Source organism: Thermanaerothrix solaris, assembly GCF_032334255.1.
GTDB classification, from domain to species: Bacteria; Chloroflexota; Anaerolineae; order Anaerolineales; family Anaerolineaceae; genus Thermanaerothrix; species Thermanaerothrix solaris.
On sequence record NZ_JAUHMF010000001.1, the window covers coordinates 1,629,744 to 1,644,522 of the forward strand.

Below are 14,779 nucleotides of genomic sequence, written 5' to 3' on the forward strand. Positions count from 1 at the left end.
TTATTTGCAAATCTTTGGGTGAGAGGATTAGATCGTATGGCAACCATTACTACGGACATGATCAAGCAACTGCGCGAGGCGACCAATGCCGGCATTTTAGACTGCCGCAAGGCCCTGGAGCAGGCTGAAGGCGATTTTAAGAAAGCGGTGGATATCCTGCGCGAGAAGGGATTGGCTTCCGCGGCCAAGCGTGCCGACCGCAAGGCGTCTGAGGGTGTCATTGAACTGTATTCCCATGGAAATGGGCGCGTGGGCGTGATGGTCGAGGTCAACTGCGAGACCGATTTCGTCGGCAAGAGCGAGAAATTCCGCCACTTTGCCCACGAATTGGCCCTTCAAATCGCCGCCAGCGCTCCGCTTTACATCCGCGAGGAGGATATTCCGCAAGAGGTGCTTGACCACGAGGCACAAATCGCCGCAGCCAAGGCGCGCGAAGAGGGCAAACCCGAGCACATTATCCCCCGCATCGTCGAGGGCGCGCTGAATAAATTCAAGGACGAGACGGTGCTCTTGCGCCAGCGCTACATTCGCGATGAAAGCCTGACCGTTCAAGATCTGCTCAACGATGTGCGCGTCGCCTTGGGTGAAAATATTGTCATTAGGCGCTTCGTCCGTTGGGCGCTGGGCGAAACAACCGAAGAAGCGTAATGCCATTTCGGAGGCCAACCGTAACGGTTGGCCTCTTTTTTGACTGGAGGTGTCTGCGCAATGGAAGGACTGAAATACCGCCGTATTCTGCTAAAACTGAGTGGGGAGGCGTTGGCCGGACCGCAGGAATATGGCATTGATCCCAAAGCGGCCGATGATATTGCTCAACGCATCCGCGAGGTGCGCGAGATGGGGGTGGACGTGGCTATTGTTATCGGCGCTGGCAATCTGTGGCGCGGGAAGGTCGGGCTGGAGGCCGGCATGGACCGTGCCACTGCCGATTATATGGGCATGCTCGCCACCGTCATGAACGCACTGGCGCTGATGGATGCTCTGGAACGCCTGGGCGTGGTGGTACGGGTGCAATCGGCAATCGAAATGCACGCCGTGGCCGAACCCTATATTCGCCGCCGCGCTATCCGCCACCTGGAGAAGGGGCGTGTGGTCATCTTTGGTGGCGGCACCGGCAACCCCTACTTCTCCACCGATACCGCCGCTGCTCTACGCGCGATGGAGATCAATGCCGATGTGTTGATCAAAGCCACTAAGGTGGATGGCGTTTACGATAGCGACCCCAAACGCAACCCCAATGCCATTAAATTCGACCGCCTGACCTACATCGAAACCCTCAACCGCCGCTTGGAGGTGATGGATAGCACCGCCATCAGCCTGTGCATGGAGAATAAGTTACCCATCCTGGTGCTCAATCTGTGGGATCCGGATGCCTTGCGCCTCTCGCTGTTGGGTGAGATTCGCGGCACTCTGGTGCACGCTGGCTAACCCCGGTCCCAACGGGTGGGCCTGAAATCTCTCGCCCCTTCCCGCGCGGGGCGGTGTCGAGTACAATCCAGAAAACCGTTGCACTGATTCAGGGAGATGCCATGGATGCCCTGCCAAAGATTCGCACCCTTGCCGTGATGACCGCTGGTGGTGATGCTCCGGGGATGAACCCCTGCATTCGCGCTGTGGTGCGCACAGCTCTACATTATGAGATGAAGGTCTTGGGGGTGATGGGAGGGTTTGATGGCCTGATTCGCGGGAACTTCATTCCCCTGGGTGCACGCGATGTGGGCGGCATTCTGCAACGCGGCGGTACCATTCTGCAAACGGCGCGCAGCAAGACCTTTCTGGAACCCGCAGCTCAACAAGAAGCCCTGCGCCAATTGAACGCTGCCGGTGTGGATGCCCTGGTGGTCATCGGAGGCGGGGGCAGCCAGCGGGGCGCTCTGGCTTTGCACCAACGCGGGGTGCCGGTAGTGGGTGTACCGGCCAGCATTGATAACGACATCTACGGTACCGACATCTGCATCGGAGTTGATACGGCGCTCAACACTATCGTGGATGCCATAGACAAGTTGCGCGATACGGCCTCATCGCATAACCGGGCCTTCCTGGTTGAAACCATGGGGCACGAATCGGGTTACTTGGCGTTGCAAGCCGGCATTATTAGCGGCGCAGAACTGGTGCTCATCCCTGAAATCGAGACCTCGGTGGAAGCGGTTGCCCAGGCGATTCAGGACGCCTACCGCCGTGGCAAGACCCATGCTATCATCGTTGCAGCGGAGGGCGCCCGTCCTTCGGTGACCGAACTGGCCAGCCAGATTGACGAGATGGAGGTGGGCTTCACCATGCGCGTGACCATTCTTGGGCACATTCAGCGCGGGGGCAAGCCCAGTGCCTTTGATCGTTTGCTAGCCTCGCGCTTAGGCACCAAGGCGGTGGAATTTCTGCACCAGGGACGTTCCGGTGTGATGGTGGGGTTGAGCGGTCGCGAGGTCGTGGCAGTGGATCTGGCTGAGGTAGCCGCTCGCAAGCGTGATTTGCCGCTGGAATATTACCAAATGGCAATCACGCTGGCGCGCTAGAACGAGCTCTTACCCCCGTAGAGGGGGTTATGCGTTTTAAAGGGTTTTCATCGTCCCTGCCCGCCACCTGCCGATGGAAAGAGGGTTTTTCTCATACGAATTAAGCGCACACAAAGACGGGAATATGTAGAAAGTGCAGGTGTGGAGTGAGTTTTCCCCTGGATACATTAACCGGCGTTTATTCCCGTGCTGCGCTGATGCCGTTGTTGCAAGCGGCGCTGGCTCAGGCACAATCTTATGAGCAACCACTGACGTTATTTTTTCTGGACCTAGATGATTTTAAATCCATCAATGATGCTTTCGGCCATGCGCGCGGCGATGTCATTCTGGCCGAATTGGGATCGTATCTGCGCGCCTTTGTGGGTGATCGGGGCCAAGTTGTGCGCTATGGCGGGGACGAGTTCTTAATCATCCTGCCGGCTGTGGATTCCGACGCGGCGGTGGCGCTGGGGAAAGCCCTGGTCACCGCCATTCAGGAACAAGACTTTGACGGCGACCCTCCCTTGCGTTTACGCCTGAGCCTGGGCGTGGCGTTGTTTCCGCAAGATGGGATGGATGTGGAGGCACTACTCGGGGTGGCCGACCGCCGCCACTATCAGGCTAAACGCAGTGGCAAGGGGCTCTTGGTGGGGCCGAATAACCCACCAACAGAATGGCACCGCCAGCCGTTGGTGCCACCACGACTGATCGAGCGCGAGGCGGCACTGGAAGCTCTGCGCTCATGGTTCAACGATTTAGAGGTTCATCATCATGGGGTCCTGCGCATTGAGGCGCCCCCTCGGGGTGGTGAAACGCGCTTTCTGGAAGAAGTGCAACGCCTGGCGCGTTTACGCGGATTGGCCGTGCTGGCGTTGAGCGGTAACCCAGCCCGTTCGCGCCGCTACTTGGGGGTGCTCAGTGAGGCGGCTCGCGCCTGGCCGTTAGAGGTGCTTCCCACCCAGGGATTAGCACCATTTTTTGCCGCTCTCTTTCGTGAAGTGGCTCGACAGAATGCACGTGGGTTGCTAGTCACCCTGGACAACCCGGCCTGGATGGATGCGGCTTCACTGCAGGCGGTCCGAACATTGCTGAGCGAGGCTACCCCCTGGCCGCTTGGGATTGCTTACACCACATCGGGCATGGCCGGCGATTTCCGCGCCCCATTGTTTCGGGTGATCCAGCTGCAACCACTTTCGGAATACGGCACCCGCTTGTGGGTACGCCAGGCGTTGCAGATGGAACCTCCGGCGGCGATTCTAGCCTGGCTACATACGGCGAGCGGTGGCCTGCCCGGGGCGCTGGAAGACCTGATTGAGGGGTTAATGGCACATCAGGTGCTGCTACCCACCGCGGAGGGGTGGCGATTCCAAACGTCATCCGCCTGGTCAGCATTCGATCCGGCGCAACTACGCCCGGCACGTTCCTCCCATAACCTGCCCGAACCGCTGCTTTGGCCGCCCCTGGTGGGACGTGAAGAGGAGATATGGGCGTTAGAACGGCAACTGTTCCAGCGTCGCCTGGTGGTCGTGGTCGGCCCAGGTGGGGTGGGCAAATCGCGCCTGGCAATGCAGGTGGCTTGGGAACACCTGGAAGATTTTCCGGATGGGGTCTTTCGATATTCGGTAGCAGGAGATCGTTCCCTGGATGAGGTAGCCATCGGTTTGGGCGAGGTGCTGGGGCTGACGTTTCAAGCATCCTCCATTTCTCCCTGGGAGCAGTTGCTTGAGCACCTGCGTACGCGTCACGCCTTGCTTTTGTTGGAAGATGTGGAACAGCATCCCGAACTACGCACCTTCTTGTGGCAATGCTTGGATAGGGCACCGCGGGTCTATCTGCTGGTAACCAGTCGTGATGCGTTGTATTTGCCGGCGGAATGGCTCTTTCCCCTGCGAGGATTAGCCTGCCCTCCTTCGTCGGACATTGAGGGATTGGAGGCCTATCCAGCCGTGCAGTTGTTCCTACAGCGAGCGCAGCAATTGCAGCCTGCGTTTGGCGTGGCTGTGGATGATCACCAGCACGTGGTTGACCTCTGTCAGATGAGTGGGGGATTACCCCTGGCGATTCAGATTGTGGCTTCCTGGGCTGCTTCGTTGGGTCTGGCCGAGGCTGCTCATCTCATCCGCCAACGTCCACCCTGGATGGAGCAGGCCGGGACGGATCGTGCGGGCGAGCAACGCTTACAGAATGTCTTGGATGCATTTTGGAATCTCTTTTCCGCTGAAGAACAGCGCGTTTTACTGCGCTTGAGCGTTTTTCGCGGAGGTTTTACCGCTGAGGCGGCAAGGGCGATTGCGGATGCTTCGATCTTCTTCTTGGATGGATTGGTGAGCAAGGCTTACCTCAACCTCGAAACTGAAGGGTGGTATCGTACCCATCCCTTGTTGCACCAGTACGCCGAGGAGCGCCTGCATGCCTTCCCCACACTGGCCGAAGATGCTCGCCGTCGCCATGCGGAGTGGATGCTGTCGCGGGTAGCCCAGATTGGCTATGCCCTGTATGGGGCCGACCAAGCCCGGGCGCTTCGGATGCTGGAACAGGATTACCCCAACCTGCGCCATGCCTGGGAATGGGCCTTGGGGCACCAGCGTTTTGACTTGCTTCTGCCAGCACTGGACACGCTTAGCAGTATGCTGGGCACGCGGGGGCGCTTTATGGAGGCGGCGCATTGGTTGAATGAGACACTCCAAGCCCTGACGAAAGCGGATACCGCTAACGAAAGTGAGGCGCGGCGTTTCTTGGGACGGGTGCTGGTTCGGCGAGGCGAATTTGCTTATCATTTGGGGGATTATCCGGAGAGTCTGAAGATGCTGGAGAGTGCCTTGGAACTGCTCCAAATGGACGCAGAAACCCAAGCCTACGCCACTGCGCTGGACAGCCTAGCCAGTACCCTGCGTGCGGTAGGACGGCTGGATGAAGCCCAAGAAAGGTTGCAACAGGCATTGCACTTTTTCCGCCGAATTGGCGACCTGCGCGCAGTATGCGAAGTTATCAACCACCTGGGAGTGGTGGCCTACCAGCGCGGGGATAACTCCCTGGCCGCCCATTACTTCCGCCAAGCGTTGGATGTGGGGCGCACCCTGCGTTATGAGGGACAGGTCGCGCGAGCATTGAACAACCTGGCTAATGTAGCCTTAGAGAATGGAGACTATGAGCAAGCCCGTGTGTTACTCAACGAGAGTTTGGAGATAGCACAGCGGGTGGGGGCGGCCGCCCTGCACGCGGCGGTGCTCGATTCGCTGGGTAAGGTAGCGCTGGGATTGGGAGAACTGAAAGCGGCCAGTGACGCTTTTGGGCGCGGGCTGGTCGTTGCCCTGGAGAGCCAGGCCTGGCCCCTGCTGCTGGAGATACTGACCAACCTGGCCAGAGTGTGGGAGCGCCAGGGGGAAGTGGCGCTGGCGCTGGTCCTACTCGAACGGGTGCAGAGCCATCCTCAAGCGGTTTACGAGATTCGCCGCCGCGCCGAGGTATTACGCCAGCACTTGGATCTCAGCGTGTTGAGCGCAGACGACCTGGCCGCAGTACGTGCGGATTGGGAAGGGCTCTCGGTGGAGGGAATGGCGCGCCGTGCGTTATACCTGATCGGAGGAGCCAGGACTTAAAATTTTTACGCTGGCTCGCCATAATAACTGTTTGCCATTAAACTAGAGCCGTCTCATGCCTTATTCTTGACCTGGGAGAAGTAGACGTGGCAACGGCAATGGTTGAATGGATCGGTGGCAAGCGCTTTGTGGGGGTGGACTCGACCCAGCATAGCGTGGTGCTCTCAACCCCGGATGAAGGGGTGGGAATGAAGCCCTCGGAGTTGCTCCTGGTCGCGTTGGCGGCATGCACGGCGGTAGATGTCGTGGAGATCTTGCGCAAGAAGCGCATGGATTTGAAGGCTTTGCGGATCACAGTTCGGGGGGAGCAGGATGACGATCCCCCGTGGACCTTTCGCCGCATTCATATCCACTATGTGCTGCAGGGGGATGGGCTGACTGCTGAGGCGGTTGAACAGGCGATTCGTCTCTCAGAAGAGAAGTACTGCTCGGTGGCGGCCACGGTGCGCGGCGTGGCTGAGATTACGTATGATTTTGAGATTAGGGCGGGGTGAGGAAAAAAACCTCTTGACATGGGTGGTGAAAAAGAGTATGCTATAAACAATAAATATATTCAGTGAATAAACTAACAATGTCCCCTGCTCCCCTTGGCAACCGTGACCTAATGCGCGCCCATAATCGTTCCATTATCTTGAACGCGATAAAATCCCATGGCGATATCTCGCGTGCCGAAATTGCGCGCCTCACCGGTCTCAGCCCAGCCACGGTTAGCGCCATCACAGCAGAACTCATCGCCGAAAACCTAGTGTTGGAGCATGCCGAGGGTGATTCGAGCGGTGGCCGTCCTCCGATTCTGCTCCGCCTTAATCCTGGCGGCGGTTTTGTCGTCGGAATAAAGGTCACCGAATGGCATCTCATTGGGGCGCTAACCGATCTGACGGCCACAGTAATCGCCAAACAATCGTCAGACTTGCCTGCTCTTAGCCTCGATGACGTACTTGAGGGGGTTGTCAATATGGTGTCTCATCTGACCCGCGTTGGAGGTGTGAGAAAGAAACAACTGTTGGGTGTTGGGCTTGGTCTGGCGGGGGTAGTGGATGGTAACCGCGGTGTCCTGAAGTATTCTCCCACTTTTGGCTGGCGCGACATTCCCCTGCGCGATCTCTTGCAGGCGCGGTTGCGCGTCCCCGTCTATGTGGACAACGATGTCAATACCCTGACACTGAGCGAAAAGTGGTTTGGTACGGCGCGCACCGTTGAGAATTTCCTGGTTGTCACACTTGGGCGCGGTGTTGGGATGGGTATCGTGGTTCAAGGTCAAATTTATCGCGGGCATGGAGGTGGTGCCGGTGAGTTTGGTCATATTGTAGTGGATCCACAGGGGCCGGTCTGCGCGTGTGGTGGACGGGGATGTTTGGAAACCCTTGTAGCCGATCCGGGGTTGTTACGTCAGGCTCAGGAGGCCTGGCAACGCGGTGAACTGTCTGCGCCGGTGACGAAAATTGAGGATCTTGTTGCATTAGCCGAGGCCGGTGATGAAAGTGCCCGTCACATCTTTGCCCGCGCCGGGGATGTGTTAGGGGTTCAAATCGCTAATCTTATTAATGTATTTGATCCCGCAATGGTCATCATCGGTGGTGAGGGTACCCGCAACGGTGAGTGGATGTTTGCCCCAATGCGTCAGGCTATTGCCCGTCATGTGATGCCGGGGCTACGCAACGGCACCGAAATCCGCATTGACCCCTGGGGAGATGATGCCTGGGCCAGGGGAGCTGCCAGTCTGGTGTTAGGCGAGTTGTTTAAATCGCCAATTCAACGCGAGGCGATTGCTGGCTCGGTAGGATGAGAGTTCTTTTTTTACTCATAGTTTGTTTATTCGATGAATATAGTAATTGAAAGGAGGTCGTTCAAAGCCCCAAAATTCCTCACAATCCGTCTACATCTCGCTTGGTTTTTCCCCAATAATTAAGAAAGGAGAAGAAAATGAACATCCGACGTATCCCAATCCTGCTCTATGTTTTGGTGCTGCTTGCTCTGGTGCTGAGTGCCTGTGCACCTGCTTCAACCACTCCTCCCCCCACTGGGGTTGTAGAAACCGTGGTTGTAGAGAAGGAGAAAGTGGTCACCCCCACCGCGGCACCGGAGGGGCCAGTGACTATTTCCTTCTGGCATGCCTATAACGCTGACGTGGAAGCCAAGTTTTTGGAGCAAACGATCATCCCGGCCTTTGAAGCCCAGCATCCCAATATCAAGGTGCAGGCTGTGCTGGTGCCATACGATCAGTTCCGGCGCAAACTTCTGATTGCGCTTTCCGGTGGAACGGCTCCGGATGTTGCTCGGGTGGACATCATTTGGGTGCCGGAATTGGCTGATCAGGGTGCGCTAGCAAAACTGGATGAAACCATGACCGATTTCGAGACCCTCAAAGATCAAATGCTCCCCGGCCCACTTTCAACCAACTTTTTCCAGGGACATTATTATGGTTTACCCCTGGATACCAACACCCGCGTGCTGGTTTACAATAAGGCCATGTTTGCTGCCGCTGGGATCGAAAAACCCCCCGCCACGGTGGACGAATTTTTGGCAGCCTGCGAGAAGATCAAACAACTTGGTGAGGGCAAATATTGTTTTGCCGATGGTGGTACCTACGCCTGGGCGGTCAACCCGTGGATCTGGTCATTTGGTGGGGATATCACCGATCCCCAGATTACCAAAGCCAGTGGTTACGTGAACAGTCCGGAGACGGCAGCGGCCTATCAATTCCTCAAAGATGGGGTAGATAATGGTTACATTCATCCCGGCATCAAAGGGGGTGGCGTGGATGCCTGGGGCGGTTTTGCTAAAGACGAAATTGCCATGTTGCTTGAGGGCCCGTGGTTCCCGCCTTTGTTTGGGAGTCAGTTCCCGGACAAAGACTATGGCCTAGCGCTCATGCCGGCCGGAAAAGGCGGTTCCATTTCAGTGGTTGGCGGTGAGGATATTGTGATCTTCCAGCAGAGCCAGCACAAAGAGGCAGCAGCGGAGTTTGTGCGTTTTATGCTGTCCGAAGAGACGCAACTCAAATGGGTTGAAACCGGCCAGATGCCGGTGCTGAAGAGCGCCGGGGACAGCGAGGTGATCAAGAATCACCCCTTCTTTGGCATCTTTCTCGAACAACTTAAGACAGCCAAAGCCCGCACCCCTCACCCGGCTTGGGCGCGCATGGAGGAGAAACTGACCAATACCGGGCAAGCGATCCTGGCTGGTGAAGGTACCGTCCAGGAAAATCTTGACCGCCTGGCTACGGATTTGGATGCATTATTGGCTTCGTCCCAGTAGTGATTGCTCAGAGGGGGTGTGAGCCGCTTGCACACCCCCTCACCCCACCTTCTCAGGTTTTTACCATGGCCTTGAATTTGAAAACCCGCAAGACCCTTGTGCCCTACCTATTTCTCCTTCCAGGGATCCTGTTCTTCCTTACCTTCCAGGTGTACCCCTTGGTTAAGGGGTTTCAAATGAGTTTCTATAAATGGTCCCTCATGCCGGGAAAAGCCAGCCAGTTCATTGGCCTGGCAAATTATGTGCGGGCTTTCAATGACCCGGTGGTAGGACGTGCCTTCATTAACACCTTGATTTACACCTTGGTAACGGTACCGGGTCAAATGATCCTGGCGATGGTAGCAGCGCTGCTCTTGCACAGCCTGCCACGGGGACGGGCTTTCTTTCGAACGCTGTATTACCTGCCGGTGATTACCTCATGGGTTATCGTCTCCCTTCTCATTCGTTATCTTTTTCAAAGCCCCAACGGACTGGTCAATTATTTTCTGGTCGAAGTGTTTCATGTGGTCAGCAAACCCATCATGTGGTATGAACAAGCCAGCACGGCCTTTATCCCCATCCTGGTCTTGGGGATTTGGAAGGGGATTGGGTGGTCTATGGTGATTTACCTGGCTGCGTTGCAGGGCATCCCTCGTGAATTGATGGAAGTCGCTTCCATTGATGGAGCCAATGGCTGGCAGCGGTTTTGGAAGATTATCCTTCCCCTGCTCGGACCGACAGTCGTCTTCACGCTGGTGATGCTCCTTATCGGCGGCTTCAACGTCTTTATCTCGGTTTATCTGATCACCGGAGGTGGACCGCGCCAGCAAACCGAAGTCCTATTGAGTTACACCTACCGCCAGGCTTTCGATTTCCTGGATTTTGGCTATGGTGCTGCCCTTTCGATGTTGATGGCCGTTTTTCTGATCACGGCGAGTTACCTGCAGATGCGCTTCTTGCGCAAACCAGTTGAGGTGTACTAATGAGAGTGGCTAGGAAACCTTTTAACCCCAAAAGATTCTTCCGCCTGGTGTTGCTTTATCTTCTTGCGGCGGGTGGCGCAGTGGTGATGATCTTTCCGTTTCTTTGGATGGTTTCCAATGCCTTTAAGGAACACGTCTTTGTTATCGAATATCCGCCCCAGTTGATCCCCACCCATCCTTCAATCGGTAATTTTATGCGTGCCTGGACTTCCAATAATTTTCAACTTTATTTCACCAACAGCGCGGTTGTAGCTTTGACCTCCACGTTCTTCACCGTCCTGTTTTCAGCCATGATGGCCTATGCCTTTGCTCGTTTTAAGTTTCCTGGGCGTGAGATCCTGTTCTTCGCCATTCTTCTGGTGCTGATGGTGCCCGACATGATCACCATTATCCCAAAATTTGTATTGATCAAAACCTTAGGTTTGCGCAATAGTTTGTGGGGATTAATTTTGGTTTACATTGCCGGTAGTACATCGCTCAACACGTTTTTACTGCGCGGGTTCTTCGAGCAATTGCCCCACGAACTTGAAGAAGCCATGCTGATGGATGGTGCCGGTTACTTCACCATCTTCCTGCGTATGATCCTGCCACTTTCGGCTCCGGCGCTGGCCACAGTGACCATTTTTTCCTTTCTCGGCCATTGGGATGAATTCACCTGGGCCTTGACCATCATAGATGATCCCCTCAAACGCACCCTGCCGATTGCTATTTACTCGTTTCAGGGGCAACACGGCACTGAGTGGGGGTTGGTTTTTGCGGCCATGATCATCGCATTGATCCCGGTGCTGATCATCTTTATTGCCCTTCAACGATATTTCGTCAGCGGCATTACGGCTGGTGCGGTTAAAGGATGAATGGCTTTTATCGGGGGCTTGCCCTGTTACTTATGGGTGGAGTGGGATTATCCGCATGTGGCACACTGGTCTCTCCACCTCCGGATCTACTTTCAGAGGATACTATGACGCAATCTGCTGTCACCATTGATGGAGTTGAATTTCCCCGCGCTTTTTTCCGCCCTGGTGAACCGGTTGTCTGGTCGGTGAGGGTAAGAAACGAAGCCATGGACGCCCTTCCTGTTTCCGTGAAGGCGCGGGTTGTTTTCATGGCTCAACCTCTTGTCGAGTTACAACGCACTCTCACCCTTTCTATGGGCATTAAAAGCTTGGAATTCGTCTGGCACCCGACGCCAGAAGCGCCACGTGGTTATGGGCTAGATGTGACAGTGAGTACATCGGATGGGCGAACACTCGCAGCCCATTCCACGGCGTTTGACGTATTGGAACACTGGACGCAGATGCCCCGTTATGGGTTCTTAAGTGACTTCCAACCTAACCGCCCGAACATTGAGGCGGTATTTCGATCGATCCAAACGTATCGCCTCAATGCGTTGCAATTCTACGATTGGATGTACCGCCACGAACAGTTCCTAACCGAACAGGAACCTTACCAGGATCCGCTGGGACGAACGCTTTCTAGGCGTACCGTAGATACCATGATCACAGCTGCCCATGCTCGAGGTATTGCAGCCATGCCCTACACGGCAATTTACGCCGCGTCCATGGCGTTTTATCACCAGCATGTTGACTGGGCCCTCTATCGGTCCAATGGTCAGCCCTATTTATTGGGAGAGAATTTCCTGGTGTACATGGATCCGCGCCCGAGTTCGCCCTGGTCTCAGCATCTATTGGCCCAATTTGATGAAATCCTCACCCAAACGGATTTTGACGGTATTCACCTGGATCAATATGGCGATCCCAAGGATGCCTACGACGTCCAAGGAAACCATTTCAACCTGGCCGAACCGCTCGCAGCATTGATCAACCTCACCCGCGAGCATGTGCGGCGACTACGTCCCGAGGGGGCAGTTGTTTTCAATGCCGTCGGCAACTGGCCGATAGAAACCGTGGCTGCGGCGGGGCAGGACATTGTGTATATCGAGGTCTGGCCGCCCTATACGTCTTTCCAAGATCTTCACCACCTGATTGTCCAGGCACAACATCTCAGCGGCGGGAAGGCGGTGGTTTTGGCGGCTTATATTGACCCCAGGTATGAGGTTAACGCCCGCCTTATGGATGCCATCATCTTGGCCAGTGGGGGCTCCCACATTGAATTTGGCGAGGAGGAGGGGTATCTGGCCGACCCTTATTTTCCCAACTACAAAACGCTTTCGCCATCATTGGGAGAAACACTACGACGTTATCAGGAATTTGCCATTCGCTATCAAAATTTCTTCGGTCCTACTACCCGCGAGGCTACAACCGACTATGCCCCTCGCATTATCCTACCTGGCTTGGAAACGTCCCCCAGCCTTCAATGGAATAAGGTTTATCCATTAGTTAGAGAAAGCGATTCATTTACAGCAATTAACCTGATCAACTTGGTGGGGTTGTCAACTGGGGAATGGAACCAACCCATTACCCAGATACCTACCACAATCATTGGTCAGCCTGTTGTTTTAGAAAAGGTTCCTCGCGCCGTCCGTCAGGTGTGGTGGGCTTCCCCTGATTTCCCGAACTTCGTGCTCTCTCCTCTTCCGTTTACGCTTGCAGAGGGAGAGTTAAGATTTCAAATCCCTGCGCTCCATTACTGGGGGCTGATTCTGATCGAATGGAGTCAATAACATGCAACTGGATCTATACCGCGCGAGTATTGCTATTATTCTGAAAAATCAAGCTCCAACTGGGAGTTACATTGCCAGTCCCAATTTTCCCACCTACCACTATTGTTGGTTTCGGGATGGTGCCTACATTGCCTATGCCATGAATCGGGCAGGTGAACATCACAGTGCCTTTCGCTTTCACACCTGGAGCGCTCGAACCATCTTACGCCATGCCGAAAAAGCCCAGCGGGCGGTTGAAAAAGCCCACCAGGGTTTACCCTTGGGAGAAGATTACCTTCACACCCGCTACACCCTAGAGGGGGAGGAGGCTGGCGGGGAGGGCTGGGCGAACTTTCAACTTGATGGGTTTGGGACCTGGTTATGGGCAGTTGAACAGCATATTCAAATGAGTGGTGACTCCCTGCCCGCCGAATGGCGCCAGGCTGGTGAGGTGGTGGCGACTTACTTAAGGGCGCTGTGGCAAACCCCTTGCTACGATTGTTGGGAAGAGCACCCGGAGGCGATTCACCCCTACACGTTGGCCGCGATTTGCGGTGGGTTAGAGGCCTATTCCCGCTGGGGCAGCGATGCCGTAAGCGCTCAAACGGCGCAGAACATTCGGGATTTCATCCTGAGCAATGCGGTGCAGGCAGGACATTTTGTCAAATTCATCGGTGACAAGGGTGTGGATGCCAGTTTGCTTGGTCTGGCAGTCCCGTACCGGGTGGTCTCGCTTCAGGCGCCGCTCATGCAAGCCACGGTGGCCGAAATTGAGCAAACGCTTCACGTGCCACAGGGAGGCGTTCGCCGTTATGCCACGGATACGTACTATGGGGGCGGCGAATGGGTGTTATTGGCGGGCTGGTTGGGCTGGTATTATGCAGAGAGTGGGGAAACCTCGCGCGCGCAGGCGTTGCTGGCTTGGATGGAAGCCCAGGCCGATGTAGAGGGCAATCTTCCCGAACAAGTCCCAGCCTCGCTTATTGACCCGGCGTTTTACATCCCCTGGGTTGAGCGGTGGGGGCCGATTGCGAAACCGTTATTGTGGTCGCATGCCAAGTACATTATTCTGTATCGGGCGTTGAATTCCACCCCTACTGGTAAGGAATAGGGACGAAACGCGTCAGGCTTTAAGGTCGTGGTATAATACATCCTGCCGGGCCCCAGTAGCTCAAAAGGATAGAGCAAGGCACTCCTAACGCCTTGGTTGGGGGTTCAAGTCCCTCCTGGGGCACACGGGGCGAAAAAAACAACCCCTTCCACCTGCGGAAGGGGTTTTACATTTGCGGTTACGACGCAAATCCGTCGGGTTTAATTGTTGAAATCGTCGCGGTCTTCAAAGTCGCTACCGATTTCCTCGGCTTCCTCATGCTTGTGGCGCACCCACAGTAAAAGCACTTGCCCTTCCGGGGTCTCGACGGAGCGAGCTGCCAGGATGGGCACGCGTTCTTCCAGACCCAGCGGGTTGCGGAAGTGAAGATAAATGGATTGTTGACGCCGCCACATGCGATAGCAACGTTCCACCAACGCCGCACCATTGAAAGTGCGCAGACGGGTCAACGCTAGATGATACAAATTCGGGCTTTCATTGAGCCCTAGCGCCCACCCGTCCTCGACGTCCTCGAATACCGGGGGTGGACCTTCGATAATCGTAATTCGGTCGTCCATAGGCTCCATCACCTCAAGCCCATATCATATCACAAAGATGGTTAAAGAGGAAATAATTCTCACACCCAACCTTAAAAAATGATTGTGTGTGGCTTAAAAAATGGGCTTACCTATTGATTTTCGACCTCGATTTTTTTATAGTAGAAATGTCATATCCCAACATCATGATGTTATAACAATATAACTCTACTTCCGACCCGG

The 14,779-nt window shown here is 55.4% G+C and carries 12 protein-coding genes and 1 tRNA gene; 12 read left to right on the plus strand and 1 reads right to left on the minus strand.

All coding sequences use genetic code 11. The features are described 5' to 3' along the window. Positions 1 to 36 precede the first annotated feature (36 nt). The 12 genes from tsf (at position 37) to QYE77_RS07530 (ending at position 14,144) form a co-directional block, all read left to right on the plus strand. Entirely contained in the window at positions 37 to 648 is a 612-nt protein-coding gene (tsf, locus tag QYE77_RS07475; RefSeq protein ID WP_315624752.1) for a translation elongation factor Ts, read from the plus strand. Positions 649 to 708: 60 nt separating this feature from the next. Next, the gene (gene pyrH / locus QYE77_RS07480) at positions 709 to 1,428 is read left to right on the plus strand and encodes a UMP kinase (protein WP_315624753.1); all 720 of its coding nucleotides are present in this window, start codon (positions 709 to 711) and stop codon (positions 1,426 to 1,428) included. Positions 1,429 to 1,529: 101 nt separating this feature from the next. Then, complete coding sequence (gene pfkA, locus QYE77_RS07485) at positions 1,530 to 2,513, plus strand: 6-phosphofructokinase (RefSeq protein WP_315624754.1); 984 nt, start codon at positions 1,530 to 1,532, stop codon at positions 2,511 to 2,513. A 146-nt stretch (positions 2,514 to 2,659) separates the two neighbouring features. Then, positions 2,660 to 6,091, plus strand: a complete 3,432-nt coding sequence (locus QYE77_RS07490) for a diguanylate cyclase (protein ID WP_315624755.1) — start codon at positions 2,660 to 2,662, stop codon at positions 6,089 to 6,091. Between the two features lie 86 nt (positions 6,092 to 6,177). Next, positions 6,178 to 6,585, plus strand: a complete 408-nt coding sequence (locus QYE77_RS07495; protein WP_315624756.1) for an OsmC family protein — start codon at positions 6,178 to 6,180, stop codon at positions 6,583 to 6,585. A gap of 77 nt (positions 6,586 to 6,662) precedes the next feature. Further along, a complete protein-coding gene (locus QYE77_RS07500) occupies positions 6,663 to 7,877 on the plus strand; it encodes an ROK family transcriptional regulator (RefSeq protein ID WP_315624757.1) in 1,215 nt (404 codons plus the stop codon). Positions 7,878 to 8,014: 137 nt separating this feature from the next. Then, complete coding sequence (locus QYE77_RS07505; protein WP_315624758.1) at positions 8,015 to 9,349, plus strand: extracellular solute-binding protein; 1,335 nt, start codon at positions 8,015 to 8,017, stop codon at positions 9,347 to 9,349. A 176-nt stretch (positions 9,350 to 9,525) separates the two neighbouring features. Beyond that, complete coding sequence (locus QYE77_RS07510) at positions 9,526 to 10,311, plus strand: carbohydrate ABC transporter permease (protein WP_315624759.1); 786 nt, start codon at positions 9,526 to 9,528, stop codon at positions 10,309 to 10,311. A gap of 5 nt (positions 10,312 to 10,316) precedes the next feature. Beyond that, complete coding sequence (locus QYE77_RS07515) at positions 10,317 to 11,165, plus strand: carbohydrate ABC transporter permease (protein ID WP_315624760.1); 849 nt, start codon at positions 10,317 to 10,319, stop codon at positions 11,163 to 11,165. 104 nt (positions 11,166 to 11,269) lie between these two features. Continuing rightward, the gene (locus tag QYE77_RS07520; protein ID WP_315624761.1) at positions 11,270 to 12,931 is read left to right on the plus strand and encodes a glycoside hydrolase family 66 protein; all 1,662 of its coding nucleotides are present in this window, start codon (positions 11,270 to 11,272) and stop codon (positions 12,929 to 12,931) included. A gap of 1 nt (position 12,932) precedes the next feature. After that, positions 12,933 to 14,021 carry a glycoside hydrolase family 15 protein gene (locus QYE77_RS07525; RefSeq protein ID WP_315624762.1) on the plus strand — a complete coding sequence of 363 codons (1,089 nt, stop codon included), beginning with the start codon at positions 12,933 to 12,935 and terminating at the stop codon, positions 14,019 to 14,021. A 49-nt stretch (positions 14,022 to 14,070) separates the two neighbouring features. Continuing rightward, positions 14,071 to 14,144 (plus strand) — tRNA-Arg (locus tag QYE77_RS07530). A 77-nt stretch (positions 14,145 to 14,221) separates the two neighbouring features. On the opposite strand, the gene QYE77_RS07535 is transcribed toward QYE77_RS07530, so the two are convergent. Beyond that, the gene (locus QYE77_RS07535; RefSeq protein ID WP_315624763.1) at positions 14,222 to 14,578 is read right to left on the minus strand and encodes a hypothetical protein; all 357 of its coding nucleotides are present in this window, start codon (positions 14,576 to 14,578) and stop codon (positions 14,222 to 14,224) included. Between the last annotated feature and the right edge of the window lie 201 nt (positions 14,579 to 14,779).

Bases quoted from the DNA above. Each gene is read 5' to 3' on its own strand.
- tsf (WP_315624752.1), top strand. From the start codon at position 37: ATGGCAACCATTACTACGGACATGATCAAGCAACTGCGCGAGGCGACC.
- pyrH (WP_315624753.1), top strand. From the start codon at position 709: ATGGAAGGACTGAAATACCGCCGTATTCTGCTAAAACTGAGTGGGGAG.
- pfkA (WP_315624754.1), top strand. From the start codon at position 1,530: ATGGATGCCCTGCCAAAGATTCGCACCCTTGCCGTGATGACCGCTGGT.
- QYE77_RS07500 (WP_315624757.1), top strand. From the start codon at position 6,663: ATGTCCCCTGCTCCCCTTGGCAACCGTGACCTAATGCGCGCCCATAAT.
- QYE77_RS07505 (WP_315624758.1), top strand. From the start codon at position 8,015: ATGAACATCCGACGTATCCCAATCCTGCTCTATGTTTTGGTGCTGCTT.
- QYE77_RS07510 (WP_315624759.1), top strand. From the start codon at position 9,526: ATGAGTTTCTATAAATGGTCCCTCATGCCGGGAAAAGCCAGCCAGTTC.
- QYE77_RS07520 (WP_315624761.1), top strand. From the start codon at position 11,270: ATGACGCAATCTGCTGTCACCATTGATGGAGTTGAATTTCCCCGCGCT.
- QYE77_RS07525 (WP_315624762.1), top strand. From the start codon at position 12,933: ATGCAACTGGATCTATACCGCGCGAGTATTGCTATTATTCTGAAAAAT.
- QYE77_RS07535 (WP_315624763.1), bottom strand. From the start codon at position 14,578: ATGGACGACCGAATTACGATTATCGAAGGTCCACCCCCGGTATTCGAG.